Source organism: Zoogloea sp. LCSB751, from assembly GCF_002028455.1.
Lineage (GTDB): Bacteria > Pseudomonadota > Gammaproteobacteria > Burkholderiales > Rhodocyclaceae > Zoogloea.
Genome location: NZ_MWUM01000026.1, coordinates 17,267 through 30,925, shown reverse-complemented (window position 1 = coordinate 30,925; position 13,659 = coordinate 17,267). Strand labels below are relative to the sequence as shown.

Genomic DNA, 13,659 nt, shown 5'->3' with positions numbered 1-13,659 from the left:
GGCAGGTGCAGGAGGGACCGAACCTATTCGGGCCACTCCAGCAGGCGCAGTTCGGCGCCGAGGCGTTCGCCGCGTCCCCACACGGTGGTGGCTTCGACAAACTGGCGGGGGTTGGCTGGATCGTTGGTCAGCACGTCGTATTCGGCAAAGAAGCTGCCGTCGGCATTGATGATCAGGTTGCCCTTGCGGCCGGCGGCGTCGGCCGGCCACTGGCCGATCAGCGCGGCCTCGCCGGTGTAGGGATCGTCGCGCAGGCTGTAGGCGGCCCGCGCCGGATCGATATCCAGCGCGGGGAGGTCGTGGCGTCCCACTTCGTGGATCAGGCGGGCGCAGATGCGCTCGATCAGCGGACGCTCCTGCGCCAGCCGCTCATCCACGCCGTGGGTCACGACCTGGCCCGAACTCATGGCAGCGGTGCCGGCGAGTGGGTGTGACAGTCCTTCGGACAGACCCGGCCGCAGGAGCCGCAGCCGATACAGTCCATCGCGTCGGCGATGGCCATGACCATCGTGTTGTCGTCGTCGCCCTCATCGTCATCGTCGAATTCGCGTTCGACGAGTTCGAAGACGTTGCGCGGACAGACCTTGTAGCAGCGGCCGCAGCCGATGCAGGTTTCCTGGTTGAGGTCGGTGACGAAGGTCGGGGTATAGGCTTTGCCGCCCCGGGTCAAGCCGGTAATCGTTTCCATGATCGTGCCTTGATTGCGTCGTGCTGGCTGCTTACTGACTGCCGGCGGCAGTCAGCTTGCGGTTGGCCTCGGCCCACGCCTGGCAGGCCTCGTAGGTGGATTTGGCGATGCCGGGGATTTCCTCATAGGCGGCCGGCAGGCGGTCTTCCACCAGATCGTGCATCTGGGATGCCCATTCGGAGGCGATGCGCTTGAGCTTGCGTACCTCCTTGTCGAGGGCCTTGATTTCCTCTTCCGTCATGGCTTCACCTCACAGGCCGGCGACTTCCGGATACTTGCCGACGATGGCCAAGGCCACCGACAGCAACTTGTCGGCCTCGTCCTTCATCTTGCCGATGCTGTCGAAACCGAAGCGATGGACGTCGCGCAGGGTACGGTCGAGGACGATCAGTTTGCCCACCGAGATCAGCGCACGGCCGAAGCCTTCGTGGGTGATGTTGATGATCGAGCTGGCCATCAGGCCGCTTTCCTTTTCGATCAGCACGGCCAGGCCGTTGTAGAAGGCCTTGACGCGGGACAGGATGACTTCATCCGGATCGCCGATCACCGGGATCTCGCGGCGCTGGTCCTTGGTGACGATGAAGGGGGCCAGAACCCGTTCGTTGGGCCAGCCGTCGTAGGTGCCATAGGAGTCAAGCGCGCGCATCTGCTTGACCATCTCTTTGACGTAATCGGAACTCCACAGGCCTTCGTCAGCGGTGGCGGTAGTCATTGTTGTCACTCCTTGGATAAAGCGGCTTGAAAATAGATCGGCAGGGCGGAGCCCGGGGCCGGTGCGGTATTGGCGATGGCGAGGATGCGCACACCGCTGGGGATGCGAGCGGCAGCCAGGCGCGCGGCGACGAAACCGGACAGCGCACCCAGCAGGGCTCCCAGGGCCTCGCTGCTGCTGCCGAACAGGCCATGGGCGAGCGCCATGCCGACGATCATCCCGACCGTCGGCAGCCCGTAGGCGACGCCGACGGCGGTGGTCATGGATTCGGAATTGACGGCCAGGTCGACGATGTCGCCCGTTTCGGCTCCGACGCTGTTGGTCAGGCGCAGAACCATGCGTCCGTGCAGGCCGGCCTTGCCCAGCTTGGGGACGCCGCAGGCGCTGGCCGTACCGCAGCTGGCGCAGCCGCTGCCGCCGGCCTCGACATCGGCCCACTGGCTGTTTGCCGCGATGACGCGGCCTTGTTCGATGATCATTCGCTCCACCCTTCCTCTTCCATGTCGGCGAAGCGCTCGACGGCTTTCGGCGTGCCACGATTGACCGCTTTGGCCAGCCAGCCGGTGGGGCCTTCCTTCAGCTCACCTTGCAGCATGGCGATGACGGAATCGATGGTGGTGCCGTTTTCGACCTTGACCGGCTGCACGCCCTTGGAGAGCAGGCGCTGGATCGCCGAGGCACCGACGGCTTCGCTGAACACCGCGGAGCAGCCGTCGAGGAGGGCGATCTTGGCGTCCAGTTTGCCCTCGTGGCCGTCCATCGCGGTCTCGATGAACTGGGCGACCTCGATGAGGCGCGAGGTGTCGAGACCGATCTCGTGGATGGCGAAGGCGCTGGCGGCACCGAAGTGCTGATCGATGACCACCCGGTCACTGCTGGCGAAGGCGACGCGTAGCTGCATGGCTGATTCCTCAGTGGATTGGGAGACCACCAGCCGCAGTCGCCGGGGTGGCCGGGCCGAGCTCGGCGAAGGCTTCTGCGGGCCGGAAGATGGACCGGTACGGGGCGATGAGGTGGTGTTCTTCATGATGTTCGAGCAGCAGGTTGGCGAGGTCGAACAGGGCTTGCCGGCTACCGCGGTAGCCGATCCAGGTGCGGGTGTAGCCACCCACGAGGTCGTACTGGGGGAAGCCGATGCGCAGGATCGGCACGCCGAGGCGCTCGGCACTGGAAACCGCGTGGGAGTTGCCGATGACGAGCTGGCACTGGCCGTCGCGGCCGGCGATCTCCAGGTCTTCCAGGTCGCCGATGTGCACCTTGTCGGCGGGCACGTCGTCGAGGGACGGCGCGCGTACCGGGGCGATGGCGGCGACGATCTCGGCACCCACCGACTTGAGGAACTGGCTCATGCCGACCAGCAGGTCGGGATCGGCGGCGATGGCGATGCGTGCCATGCCGAGCATGAAGTGGCAATCGACGAGGGCGTCCTGATACTGGGCGCGCTGGCGTTCGATGCGCTCCGGCACCGGGTGGCCGGACACTTCTGCCAGCACGCCGATCAGGCGGTCGTTGGCATCGAGGCCCATCAGGTGGTCGAAGCGGTAGTCGGGCACGCCGGTGCGCTCGGCCAGCACGTCGGCGGCGGCGTCCAGCGAGCGGCCGATGATGATCGTCGCGGCAGCTTCGCCGAGCGTCGCGAACTCGCCGACCGGCGTGCCGCCGAGGGTCAGAGGGGTGTAGTCCTCGGGCATCAGGTGACCGTCGAGGGAGTCGCCCACGTCGGGCACCATCACAGGACGCAGGCCGAAGCTCTCGATGAGTTCCTTCAGTGCCTCGGTGTCGCCGGGGGTCAGCGAGGCATGGGGAATCACGTTGATCTGGCGCGGGCGTTGCGCAACCCGGGTGCGATCCGCCGGTACCAGGGCTTCGAACATGCCCTTCACGGCCAGCGCGTAGCCCGTTTCCAGGCAGCCGGTGAAGTCCGGCGTATTGACCGGGATCACCGCCACGTGGGCGTATTCCGGGTGCTGGCGGTAGAAGTCCTTGACCAGCCGGGCGATGTCGGTGCCCTGGGTTTCCGACAGGCCGGTGGTCGGCAGGCCGATCATCGCCGGCTTCTGCTTGGCGCAGAGGGTGGCGAGGCCCTGGATCACGTTGTCGTCGGCACCCATCACGCTGCTGGCCTGGTCCATGGCGGTGGTCTGCAGTGGAATCGGCTCGCGGAAATGGCGTACGAAATAAACCTTGGCGAAGGCCGTGCAGCCCTGGCTGCCGTGCAGCATCGGAATGGCGTGGTGGATGCCCAGAAAGGCCAGGGCGGCGCCGGTCGGTGAGCTGGCCTTGAGGGGGCTCACCGACATGGCCTTGCTGCGCTTGATGATCTCGCTCATGGCTGGGCTCCTCAGGCGGCGGCGTGGTGGTGGTCGTGCACGTCGTCCATGTCGAAGCCATCATCGAGCGGCATCGGCAGGTCGTCGGCATCCAGCGGCAGTTCAGGGGCGGCAGGGCGCAGTGCGGCCCACGGTGCGGCGCTGCGGGCTTGTGTCCAGACGGGGGATTCGAGGGTCAGGGCGAGCTGCTTCACCAGTTCGAGCATGCCGGTGTAGCCGGCGTAGCCGAATTCCCGTTCTTGGTTGATGTCGAGAAAGGGCAGGCGGGCCTTGAGGGCGGTGTAGAGGTTGCGGCCGCCGGCGATGAGGATGTCGGCGCGCAGCTCCTTGACCATGTTGAGCAGCGCGCGCGGCGAGCCGTCCTCGACCATCTTGGCTTCCGGGCCCATTAGCTCGCGGATGCGCGCCTTGTCTTCCTCGGTGGATTTCTTGGTAGCAGTCGCGACGACGACCAGACCGAGATCCTGCAGCGCCGAGACGATGGACCAGCTCTTCACTCCGCCGGTGTTGAGCAGCACCCGCTTGCCTTCGAGGCGCGCACGCCACGGCTTGAGGGCGGCGAAGATCTTGGCTTCTTCGCGGGCGATCAGGGCTTCGGTGCGCTCGGTGAGGTCCGGGTCGCCGATCAGGCGGGCGAAGTCGCGCAGGGCCTGGGTGGTGTCGGTGATGCCGTAGAAGCTGCCTTCGAACCACGGCGTGCCGAAGCGGTCTTCGAGCTTGCGGGCGACGTTGAGCATCGCCTTGGAGCACACCATCATGTTCACCTCGGCCCGGTGCATGGCCTGCACTTCATGGAAGCGGCCGTCGCCGGACAGGGTGCAGATCACGCGGATGCCCAGCTCGTCGAGGAGCGGCGCGATGAACCAGAACTCACCGGCGATGTTGTATTCGCCGATGAGGTTCACATTGTGAATTTTGATGCCGCGCTTCTCGGCGTATTCGACGGCGGCGGCGGGCGGCGGCAGGGGCTCGGCGGTGCCGGCCACGTACTTGACCATCGCCTCGCCGGCAATGCGGTTGCCGAGGTTCTTGGTGCCGTAGAAACCGGCGGAATCGACGGGCACCACCGGCGTGCCCCAGCGTTCGGTGGCTGCCTTGCAGACGGCATCGATGTCATCGCCGACCAGCGCCGGGACACAGGTGTTGTAGACGAAGACGGCCTTCGGGTTGTGGGTCTCGATGGCCTGCTTGATCGAGTGGAACAGCCGCTTTTCGCTGCGGCCCATGATCACGTCCTGCTCGGTGAGGTCGGTGGTCATGCCGATGCGGTACAGCGTGGGCCCGGTGGAGCGGGTGCCCCGATTGTCCCAGGAGCTGCCGGCACAGGCGATCGGACCATGGACGATGTGGGCTACATCGGCGATCGGCAGCAGCGCGATCTGGGCGCCGTCGAAGGCGCAACCACCGGCGGAGGCACCTGGCGTCGGCTTGGAGCAGCCGGATTTCGCCTTCTTGTTGTGGGTGCAGGCGGGTTCGTCGAGAAGGACTGCTACTTCAGATGGTTTCACCGCGAATCTCCCGGTTGGTCTCGGGTATCAATCCGCAAGCTCCGTGCCATCTGGTGGCAGGTGCTAAATCATTGAAATTACAGTGGTGTGGCGAAATGGGGTGGATGCCGGCTTGTGATGAACCCTACAAGCATCGCCGTGCATTGTCAGGGGCTTCACAATGGCCGTGCGTCATGCCGAAGGAATGCGGTAATACGCTTTGCCTTTTAAGTACAAAAACATTCGACGTCCGCGGAATGCCTTGCTATTGTGTGAAGGCGGACTGTCTCGTGGCCGCCTTTCTTTTCGAAATGGAGCGCGTCAATTGGGTACTAAGCTTTACGTGGGCAACCTGGCCTACACTGTGGATAAGAGTCGTCTGGAAGATATTTTTCACGAGTTCGGCACCGTGGCTTCTGCCCAGGTGATCGTGGATCGTGAGACCGGCCGCTCCAAGGGGTTTGGCTTTGTCGAGATGAGTTCCGACGACGAGGCTCAGGCAGCGATCGCAGGCGCCAATGGTAAAAATTACGATGGCCGCAACCTCACGGTAAATGAGGCTCGTCCGCAGGAACCGCGTAGCGGTTTCGGCGGTCCCCGTCGGGGTCCGGGCGGAGGTGGTGGTGGCGGTTTCGGCGGCGGAGGCGGCGGCCGACGAGGTCCGGGCGGTGGCTCTGGCTTCGGCGGTGGCGGTGGCCGTTACTGAACCGCGTCCCGAACAGATCTTTCGTCATGCCGGGTTTCCCGCCCGAGCGTCATGCGGCGGACGGGAAACTTTGGCGAAGCACGTACACACTCAAGCTGCGTCGCTGCGCACTTGACCTGTGTCGACGGTGAATGGGCTGCGTGATTACGCCTTTTCTCCTGTCGGATACAGCCTTCAGGCGGCTTCGAAATGTTCCAGCATCAGCTGGATGTTCGCAGCGCCGTTGTATTCGTTGACTGCCAGCCGGAAGGCCGCGTGAATCTGCGCCCCCGCCGAGGTGGTGCAGTTGAACTGGATGGCGTCGATCCGCGTGTTGCCCTTGCGCAATTGCAGCTTGAGGTGCTTGTCCTTCAGGATGCGCTGGTTCTCGACGCGGAAAGTGTCGTCGAAGACCGGTGCGGCAAAGCCTTGGCCCCAGATTTCCCGTTCCAGTAGCCTCGCCGTTTCCAGGTTGTAGAGGCTGTCTTCCAGTGCGCCGTCGGTTTCCAGGCTGCGGGTCAGGTCTGAGGGATCGATCAGCGACTGAACGACGGATTCGAAAATATTCTCGAAACGCTCCAAGTCGGTTTCATGGATGGTGAGACCGGCTGCCATGGCGTGTCCGCCGAATTTCAGGATCAGATCCGGAGCCTGCTTGGTCACCAGGTCGAGGGCGTCCCGCAGGTGGAGGCCAGGGATCGAACGCCCTGAACCTTTCAGTTGTCCCTCGTCGCCACGGGCAAAGGCCACCGTAGGGCGGTGGAACTTTTCCTTGATGCGTCCGGCCAGGATGCCGATCACGCCCTGGTGCCATTCGGGCTGGAACAGGGTCAGCGTGGCCCGGCTGCCCGGGTCGATCCCGTCCAGTTCGAGCATCGCACCTTCCTGCATTTCCGCTTCGATGCTGCGCCGTTCCCGGTTGAGGCGGTCGAGTTCCTGGGCGATGTTGAGGGCGCGGCCCATGTCGTCCGTGATCAGGCATTCGATGCCGAGGGACATGTCGGCCAGGCGTCCGGCGGCGTTGAGGCGCGGCCCCAGCGCGAAGCCCATGTCGAAGGTGGTGCTGCGGGTTGCATCGCGCCCGGCGGCGGCAAAGAGCGCGCGGATGCCGGGCTGCATGCGGTCCGCACGCATGCGCTGCAGGCCTTGGGACACCAGGATGCGGTTGTTGTGGTCGAGTTTCACCACATCGGCGACGGTACCGAGCGCTACCAGATCGAGCAGTTCGGCCAGATTGGGCTCGGCTCGTTCTTCAAACGCGCCCCGGTCACGCAGTTCGGCGCGTAGGGCCAGCATTGTGTAGAACATGACCCCGACACCAGCCAGGGATTTGCTCGGGAAAGAGCAGCCGGGCTGGTTGGGATTAACGATCACGTCGGCTTCGGGCAGCGTGTCGCCCGGCAGGTGGTGATCGGTGATGACGGTGGCGATGCCGTGCTCCCGGGCTGCCGCAACGCCTTCGACGCTGGCGATGCCGTTGTCCACGGTGATCAGCAGGTCGGGTTCCATGGTGGCTGCCAACTCGACGATGGCGGGTGTCAGTCCATAGCCGTATTCGAAGCGGTTCGGCACCAGGTAGCCGACCTCGGCACCGAAGGCGCGCAGCGCACGGATGCCGACCGCACAGGCGGTGGCGCCGTCGCAGTCGTAGTCCGCGACGATAAGCATCCGGGCACCGGCTTCGATGGCGTCGGCAAGGATCTGGGCTGCGTCCTGAACCCCTTTCAGTTGGTGGGGGGGAATCAGGGACTTGAGACTGTAGTCGAGCTCTTCCCGGCTCTCGATACCACGGGCTGCATAAATGCGGGCCAGCAGCGGATGGGTGCCGGCCTCGAGCAGGCGCGTGATGGCACGGGTGGGAACGGGGCGGGGAAGAATGCGGGTCATGGCGTCTAGGGAGCGGGTTGGGGGGCGGAGGCCAGCACGCTGGCGAGGGCGCGCGGCTTACGCCAGAATTTCCAGAGTCCGCTGGCGACGATCTCCAGGTAAAGAGTGTGGCGGTCGCTGGGCACGCTGATGCGCACTTCGTTCAGTTTGCGCGCCTTGAGGTCGGCCAGCAGCGGGGCAAACCAATGCTTATCCAGTGCCTGCAGGGCTTGGCACCAGCCTTCCTTGTCCATATGGAGAAAGGGGCGCTGAAGGCTGTCCGACAGTGCGAGGCCATTGCCAGCCGGACGCAGGTATTGATCTGCTGATGCTGGGGACAGGCCGACATGCCGGGCAAGGCCGCGGGCAAAGGGCTGGTTGGCCTGTAACGAGGTGAAACTGAGCGGGCTGCTAGCCGCCGCCGTACCGTTGCCCCATAGCCAGATGCCATTGATCTTGCGTTGACCGCATTCTTCCCGAGCGGCATTGACCGGATGGCTGAACAGCCAGACCTCCAGTTCGTTGGACAGGCGTGCCCAGCGCGGGACGTCTTCCCCTTCGGGGAGAAAGAGCTGTACCGGACGGCCATTGACGTCGGCGAGGGGGTGGAAGGCCGGCCGCGCCGCTTCGGTCAGGCGGATGTACCAGCGGTCGGGCGCTGGGGCCTCGAAATGCCCGATGTCGGCGAAAGTGGTATTCAGCCCGTCCATCAGGATGTCGGCCTCGTCGCGCGTGATGTCGAGTCCGCTGGCATCGGCGAGCAGCAGGGTGTCGCGGGAAAAATGCAGGTGGACCGGGTCGCAGCACAGCCAGTGGCCATCGGCGGGCGTGGCGATGTTCTCCCCGAGGCGTCGGAGTTGTGCCTGCGGTAGCCGGTCACCCAGTCCGAAACGCTCCGCCAGCAGGGCGTCGGGGGTATTGCGCTCCGCCCAGGTGCAGCTGGCAAAGCCGAGCAGTGTGGACAGTGCGGGCAGTGCTAGGTCGTGGGCGGGGTGTGGGCCGGGCCCGGTGGGCCAGTCCAGTCCAGGCAGGATCAACTCGAAGTGCATCGGGACGGTCGTTGGAGGCTTTTCTGGACAGTGCGGGAATGCAATGCGGCACGCGGTTTCGCCGCGTGGTTCCTGATGTAGGGTCCTGCGGCGGGAATAAAAAAACAGAGCCGGGCGTTTGGCCCGGCTCTCGGGGCACAAAGAGTGCCTTATTTCTTCTTTTTCGTCGACTTGGACTTGCTCGCCGGCGCGGCGTCGCCGCTACCGCCAGTGCTGCCGCCTTGCACTCCGAGTTGGCCGCCGGTGCCGAGGCCGCCCTTCACTTCCTGGGCCTTGTAGTTCTTCACTGCCTTGACCACGTTGTTATAGGCGTCGGTGAAGGCGGCGACGATGACTTTGCCTTCCGCGGTGTTGGTGTAGCCGCCGAGGCCGCCACCCAGGCCACCGCCGAACAGGGCGCCCATGCCGCCGAAGTCCATGTTGCGGGCGCTGCCTTCTGCCGCCACGAGCTGGACGCTGGAGCGGTTGTCGACCATCGTCAGCATGGTGCTGGCTTCCTTGACATTGATGCTGCCGACTACCGCACCGAGCACGCCGCCACCGATGCCGCCCAGGCCGCCGGTCATGCCGCCCGCGTTGTTGTTGCTGAAGGTGATCGACGGGCTCATGGAATAGTCGGCGGAAGCCATCTGACCCTTGCCGAAATTGGAGTTGGAGCGGAGTTCGCCGGACTGCTGCAGGGCGCGTTCCTGCATCATGTTGTTCATCGCGCGGCCGCGTTCGACCACCACGAAACAGTTGGATTGCTGGATCAGCAGTTTGAGCACGGGCACGGTCGAGCCGAGCTTCATCTGCCCGGTGAGTACGCCGTACCACGGGGCTCCGGTGTCTTCCACCACGGCGATCGTGCCGAGGGGCGCCGTACACTTCTCGAGGGTCGAATTGGCATTCTGGGCGTTGGCCCCGCCGGCCGACCCGGTGGCAGTGGTCTTGGCCTCCTGCGAGCCCATTTGCATGTTGGCGCAGCCCGATAGGGCCAGCAGTCCGGCGAGAAGGGCGATTTTGTGACGGTATCCGGCCGAGGTTGAAAGGGCTTTCATGATTTCCCCTGGAAGTGTGATGGGTTGAGAACAGGTGCTGAACGTTTTTGTCGTTTCTGACGAGTATTTTAGCGACTGCGCATGGGCTTATCGAGAATCATTTTGAATGTGCTGTGCCGAGAATGGCGGCGCCGAAACGGGAAGAGCAGGCGAGCGCCTGGCTGGGGCCGAGATTGCGGGTTTCACTGAACAGGCAATTGCGGCTGCCGTCGCCGGACAGGAATTCCTGGGTGATTTCGCCTGCACCGGCGGAATCCACGTGCAGGATTGCGGAGGGTCCGTCGGCGGTGAAGCCAGCCCGTCCCGGGCTGCGGATAGCGTCGCTGACGACAACCAGCCACTCGCCTTCCTTGTCTGCGGTGAGCGGAATCTCGATGTCGGCGGTGCGTTGGATCGGCATCTGCTGGCCGGTCAGGGAAGGGTAGAGCAGGCGGAAATCCCTGCGGCCGGCCGTCAGGATGTACACATAGCCCGGCTCGCTGCTGCTTACACGCAGACGCGTCGTGCCCGGCGGCCCGGACAGTCGGGTCAGTTCGATCCGCCGCCGTTGATCGCGTTGGGCATGGATGATGCGCAGGACCTGGCGGGCATCGCGGGCCGCCTGGTCGGCAATGCGTAGCGTGGGGACGAGTTCGCCATTGCCAGTCAGGCTGGGATGTTGGCTACCGGGGCCGGCGGCGATGAGTTGCCGGCTGCAGGCGATCAGCGCCTCGCCGGTGGGCAGGCCGGACGGGCTGGCTGGAGACGGGGCTCCGGAAAGACAGGCATGCAGCGCCTGACTGAAGAGACCTCCGGCCGGCGTGCCGCCTGCATTCTCGTTCGGGCGACTGGCTGCCAGGACCAGGACATTGGCCGGAAGGCGGCCGAACTCCGCACCGGGCTGAGCCCCTTTGCAGCCCGGGTCCGACAGGGCCCGGGCGAAGCGGGAAGAGACAGCCGGTGTACCGGAGGCGCTATCGCCACGACCCACGTCGAGGATCAGGAAGACTTTGTCGGCTTTGCCGGCCAGCACCTGAAGGTGGCGCAGAAGCTCGTCGAACTGGAACGCATCCCTGTCGTGGGTCAGAATCGCCTCGGCGCAGCGTCCGTGGTCCTGACGATGGATGCCGAAGGCGGACAGATAGATCAGGGCCTGGTCGCCGTTGCCCATGCGGGCGTCGAGTTCGGCAAAGGCCTGGCGCAGTCCTTCCCTGTTCAGTCCGGCATCGGTGCGATAGTGGAGATTGGCGTCGGGTACGCCGCTGAGGCGTGCGATTTCGGCGCCGAGGCGGCCGTCTTCCGGGCTGCCTTCCAGCATTGCAGGCGGCGAGCCGGCCACGCTGCCTATCGTCAGGATCAGCCCATGCTGGCTGGCGCGGGGGAGCCGACGCGGCAGGCTGCTACCCGATGTCGGGCTGGAGAGCCTCTGGCCGCTGCCCGTCACGGGCTGGGTTGCGGTGTTGCGGTCCAGGCTGGCATCCCGCAGCCAACCCGTCCGCCCTCCGGTCGCCTCCACGCGCGTCCATCCGTGGCGGGTTTCGAGCACTTGCACTTCGGTCCGGCGTGCGACGTCCATGATGGTGTTGGCCGCGACGGAGGGCTGTGTCCGCAGGGGCTCGGAGCGAGTCAGCTGCGCATTTTCCGCATGGCCGGCCAGCGAATGCAGGGCGAGGGCTGCGGCGGCCATCAGGGAGGCAAGGGCGGGTGGTGGCATGGGGCGGCGAGGGTCGAAGCTCAAGTCGCCGGATTATCGGCGCGAGGCGATGACAAATGTAAGGAGATAAGTCTCATGCCCGGTGCGGGATACCCAGCGCCGGCCAACTCCGGCACAATGCGCCCCTGATCCGCTATCCGGTGTGTCCGGTTGCCCATCCCGATGTCTTACGAATTCCTCGTCGGCCTGCGCTATACCCGATCCAAACGACGGGCGCAGGGCCGCAATCGTTTCATTTCCTTCATTTCCCTGGTGTCGATGCTTGGCATTGCCCTCGGCGTGGCGGCGCTCATCGTCGTGCTGTCGGTGATGAACGGTTTCCAGCGCGAGTTGCGTACGCGCATCCTGGGCGTTGCCTCCCATGTGCAGGTGTCCGGGTTCGATGGCGAGCTGACCAGCTGGCAACGGGTTGTTGACGAGGCGAGCAAGCACCCACGGGTCAAGGCGGCAGCTCCCTTCGTGCAGGCCCAGGGCATGCTGTCCTTCGACCAGACGGTGCAAGGCACGCTGGTCCGGGGCGTATTGCCCGCAGCTGAGGACAAGGTGGCCGATTTTGCGAAGCACATGCGGGCGGGCCGTCTCGACGACTTGCAGCCGGGCGGCTTCGGCATCGTGCTGGGCGCCGATCTGGCGCGGGCGCTGCGGGTGTCGGTCGGCGACAAGGTGACGCTGATCGCGCCCCAGGGGCTGGTCACGCCGGCGGCGATCCTGCCGCGTCTTAAACAGTTCCGGGTGGTGGGGATCTTCGAGGTCGGTATGTACGAGTACGATTCCAGCCTCGCCTTGACCCATCTTCAGGACGCCCAGACCTTGTACCGCATGGATGACCGGGTGTCCGGCGTGCGCCTCAAGATCGATGATCTTTTCGAGGCCCCGCGGGTGGCACGGGAGCTGGTCAAATACGTGGATGCGGACCTGCTGGTGTCCGACTGGACCCGCAGCCATGCCAATTTCTTCCGGGCGGTGCAAATCGAGAAGAACGTGATGTTCATCATCCTGCTGCTGATCGTTGCAGTGGCGGCCTTCAACATCGTGTCCACGCTGGTCATGGCGGTGCAGGACAAGCAGGCCGACATTGCCATCCTGCGCACGCTGGGGGCGAGCCCCGGGTCGATCATGAGCATCTTCGTAATTCAGGGTGCCCTGATCGGCTTCATCGGGCTGGCGGTGGGGGTGATCGGCGGGGTGAGCCTGGCGCTGAACATCGATGTGGTGGTGCCGGCCATCGAAAGGACTCTGGGCATCCAGTTCCTTGCCAAGGACGTTTATTACATCTCCGACCTGCCATCCGAGCTGCTGTGGTCGGACGTAATCGCCATTACCGTGGTGTCCTTCGTGCTGACGCTGGTGGCAACCCTTTATCCGAGCTGGCGCGCGTCGCGGCTCAACCCTGCGGAGGCCCTGCGTTATGAGTGACGTGACGAAGCCGCGCACGGTGCTGGAATGCAAGGGACTGTCCAAGTCCTTCCGCGAAGGGGCCGATGCGCTGGAGGTGCTGCGGGGGGTGACTCTGTCGGTCGATCGTGGCGAGCGGTTGGCCATCGTCGGCACGTCAGGATCCGGCAAGAGCACACTGCTGCATCTTCTTGGCGGACTGGATGTGCCGTCTACCGGTGAGGTGCGCCTGCTCGGTAGGGATTTCTCTGCCATCTCCGACGCGGAACGAGGGCGTCTGCGCAACCAGTCCCTCGGTTTCGTGTATCAGTTCCACCACCTGCTGGCCGAGTTCTCGGCACTGGAAAACGTGGCCATGCCCTTGTTCGTGCGGCGCATGAACAAGGACGAGGCGATGGCGCAGGCGACGGAAACCCTGAAGGCGGTGGGCCTGGGGCACCGCCTCGACCATACGCCCGGCGAACTGTCGGGCGGTGAGCGTCAGCGGGCAGCCATTGCCCGGGCGCTGGTGACGCGACCGGCCTGCGTGCTGGCCGACGAGCCGACCGGTAACCTCGATCGCCAGACGGCGGAGAAGGTTTTCGCCCTGATGCTCGAACTGGCTGAAGAGCAGGGCACCAGTTTCGTGATTGTGACCCACGATTCGCAGCTGGCCGCCAGGGCCAGCCGGGTGTTGCAGTTGCGCGACGGGATTCTCGGCGCCGCCGACTGAGC

15 protein-coding genes are annotated in these 13,659 nt (G+C 64.9%); 3 read left to right on the top strand and 12 right to left on the bottom strand.

The features are described from left to right. Positions 1-23: 23 nt before the first annotated feature. From B4920_RS21365 to nifE, 8 genes are read right to left on the bottom strand one after another with little or no spacing between them, the layout of a single operon-like run. A complete protein-coding gene (locus B4920_RS21365) occupies positions 24-407 on the bottom strand; it encodes a hypothetical protein (protein WP_079436710.1) in 384 nt (127 codons plus the stop codon). Next, positions 404-688, bottom strand: coding sequence for a ferredoxin III, nif-specific (gene fdxB / locus B4920_RS21360; protein WP_079436709.1), 285 nt, complete (start codon positions 686-688; stop codon positions 404-406). The genes B4920_RS21365 and fdxB overlap by 4 nt, the downstream gene beginning before the upstream one ends. A gap of 31 nt (positions 689-719) precedes the next feature. After that, entirely contained in the window at positions 720-929 is a 210-nt protein-coding gene (locus B4920_RS21355; RefSeq protein WP_079436708.1) for a CCE_0567 family metalloprotein, read from the bottom strand. A gap of 9 nt (positions 930-938) precedes the next feature. After that, positions 939-1,400 carry a NifX-associated nitrogen fixation protein gene (locus tag B4920_RS21350; protein ID WP_079436707.1) on the bottom strand — a complete coding sequence of 154 codons (462 nt, stop codon included), beginning with the start codon at positions 1,398-1,400 and terminating at the stop codon, positions 939-941. 5 nt (positions 1,401-1,405) lie between these two features. Continuing rightward, positions 1,406-1,879, bottom strand: coding sequence for a SoxR reducing system RseC family protein (locus B4920_RS21345; protein ID WP_079436706.1), 474 nt, complete (start codon positions 1,877-1,879; stop codon positions 1,406-1,408). Continuing rightward, on the bottom strand, positions 1,876-2,301 hold the full coding sequence (locus tag B4920_RS21340; protein ID WP_079436705.1) for a NifB/NifX family molybdenum-iron cluster-binding protein: 426 nt from the start codon (positions 2,299-2,301) through the stop codon (positions 1,876-1,878). Before B4920_RS21340 ends, B4920_RS21345 begins: the two co-directional genes overlap by 4 nt. Positions 2,302-2,311: 10 nt before the next feature. Further along, on the bottom strand, positions 2,312-3,730 hold the full coding sequence (nifN, locus tag B4920_RS21335; RefSeq protein ID WP_079436704.1) for a nitrogenase iron-molybdenum cofactor biosynthesis protein NifN: 1,419 nt from the start codon (positions 3,728-3,730) through the stop codon (positions 2,312-2,314). 11 nt (positions 3,731-3,741) lie between these two features. Continuing rightward, on the bottom strand, positions 3,742-5,238 hold the full coding sequence (gene nifE / locus B4920_RS21330) for a nitrogenase iron-molybdenum cofactor biosynthesis protein NifE (RefSeq protein ID WP_079436703.1): 1,497 nt from the start codon (positions 5,236-5,238) through the stop codon (positions 3,742-3,744). Positions 5,239-5,542: 304 nt separating this feature from the next. Between nifE and B4920_RS21325 the strand changes: the two genes are divergently transcribed. Then, complete coding sequence (locus tag B4920_RS21325; RefSeq protein ID WP_079436702.1) at positions 5,543-5,923, top strand: RNA-binding protein; 381 nt, start codon at positions 5,543-5,545, stop codon at positions 5,921-5,923. A 174-nt stretch (positions 5,924-6,097) separates the two neighbouring features. On the opposite strand, the gene recJ is transcribed toward B4920_RS21325, so the two are convergent. The 4 genes from recJ to B4920_RS21305 form a co-directional block, all read right to left on the bottom strand. Next, positions 6,098-7,789: a single-stranded-DNA-specific exonuclease RecJ gene (recJ, locus tag B4920_RS21320; RefSeq protein WP_079436701.1), complete on the bottom strand. Its 1,692-nt coding sequence runs from the start codon at positions 7,787-7,789 to the stop codon at positions 6,098-6,100. Positions 7,790-7,794: 5 nt separating this feature from the next. Beyond that, positions 7,795-8,817 carry a hypothetical protein gene (locus tag B4920_RS21315; RefSeq protein WP_079436700.1) on the bottom strand — a complete coding sequence of 341 codons (1,023 nt, stop codon included), beginning with the start codon at positions 8,815-8,817 and terminating at the stop codon, positions 7,795-7,797. A 149-nt stretch (positions 8,818-8,966) separates the two neighbouring features. Continuing rightward, complete coding sequence (locus tag B4920_RS21310; protein ID WP_079436699.1) at positions 8,967-9,857, bottom strand: CsgG/HfaB family protein; 891 nt, start codon at positions 9,855-9,857, stop codon at positions 8,967-8,969. A gap of 97 nt (positions 9,858-9,954) precedes the next feature. Further along, positions 9,955-11,574 (bottom strand): SH3 domain-containing protein, encoded by a 1,620-nt coding sequence (locus B4920_RS21305; protein ID WP_139379587.1) that lies wholly within the window; start codon positions 11,572-11,574, stop codon positions 9,955-9,957. 138 nt (positions 11,575-11,712) lie between these two features. Here B4920_RS21305 and B4920_RS21300 point away from each other — a divergent pair, with 138 nt between their 5' ends. Together B4920_RS21300 and lolD are read left to right on the top strand one after the other, a co-directional pair. Continuing rightward, a complete protein-coding gene (locus tag B4920_RS21300) occupies positions 11,713-12,966 on the top strand; it encodes a lipoprotein-releasing ABC transporter permease subunit (protein ID WP_079436697.1) in 1,254 nt (417 codons plus the stop codon). Continuing rightward, on the top strand, positions 12,959-13,657 hold the full coding sequence (gene lolD, locus B4920_RS21295; protein WP_079436696.1) for a lipoprotein-releasing ABC transporter ATP-binding protein LolD: 699 nt from the start codon (positions 12,959-12,961) through the stop codon (positions 13,655-13,657). The genes B4920_RS21300 and lolD overlap by 8 nt, the downstream gene beginning before the upstream one ends. Positions 13,658-13,659: the final 2 nt, after the last annotated feature.

What these genes read in the sequence shown, in the direction of transcription:
- B4920_RS21365 (WP_079436710.1), bottom strand. Translation starts at nt 407, where the DNA reads ATGAGTTCGGGCCAGGTCGTGACCCACGGCGTGGATGAGCGGCTGGCG.
- fdxB (WP_079436709.1), bottom strand. Translation starts at nt 688, where the DNA reads ATGGAAACGATTACCGGCTTGACCCGGGGCGGCAAAGCCTATACCCCG.
- B4920_RS21355 (WP_079436708.1), bottom strand. Translation starts at nt 929, where the DNA reads ATGACGGAAGAGGAAATCAAGGCCCTCGACAAGGAGGTACGCAAGCTC.
- B4920_RS21350 (WP_079436707.1), bottom strand. Translation starts at nt 1,400, where the DNA reads ATGACTACCGCCACCGCTGACGAAGGCCTGTGGAGTTCCGATTACGTC.
- B4920_RS21345 (WP_079436706.1), bottom strand. Translation starts at nt 1,879, where the DNA reads ATGATCATCGAACAAGGCCGCGTCATCGCGGCAAACAGCCAGTGGGCC.
- B4920_RS21340 (WP_079436705.1), bottom strand. Translation starts at nt 2,301, where the DNA reads ATGCAGCTACGCGTCGCCTTCGCCAGCAGTGACCGGGTGGTCATCGAT.
- nifN (WP_079436704.1), bottom strand. Translation starts at nt 3,730, where the DNA reads ATGAGCGAGATCATCAAGCGCAGCAAGGCCATGTCGGTGAGCCCCCTC.
- recJ (WP_079436701.1), bottom strand. Translation starts at nt 7,789, where the DNA reads ATGACCCGCATTCTTCCCCGCCCCGTTCCCACCCGTGCCATCACGCGC.
- B4920_RS21315 (WP_079436700.1), bottom strand. Translation starts at nt 8,817, where the DNA reads ATGCACTTCGAGTTGATCCTGCCTGGACTGGACTGGCCCACCGGGCCC.
- B4920_RS21310 (WP_079436699.1), bottom strand. Translation starts at nt 9,857, where the DNA reads ATGAAAGCCCTTTCAACCTCGGCCGGATACCGTCACAAAATCGCCCTT.
- B4920_RS21300 (WP_079436697.1), top strand. Translation starts at nt 11,713, where the DNA reads ATGTCTTACGAATTCCTCGTCGGCCTGCGCTATACCCGATCCAAACGA.
- lolD (WP_079436696.1), top strand. Translation starts at nt 12,959, where the DNA reads ATGAGTGACGTGACGAAGCCGCGCACGGTGCTGGAATGCAAGGGACTG.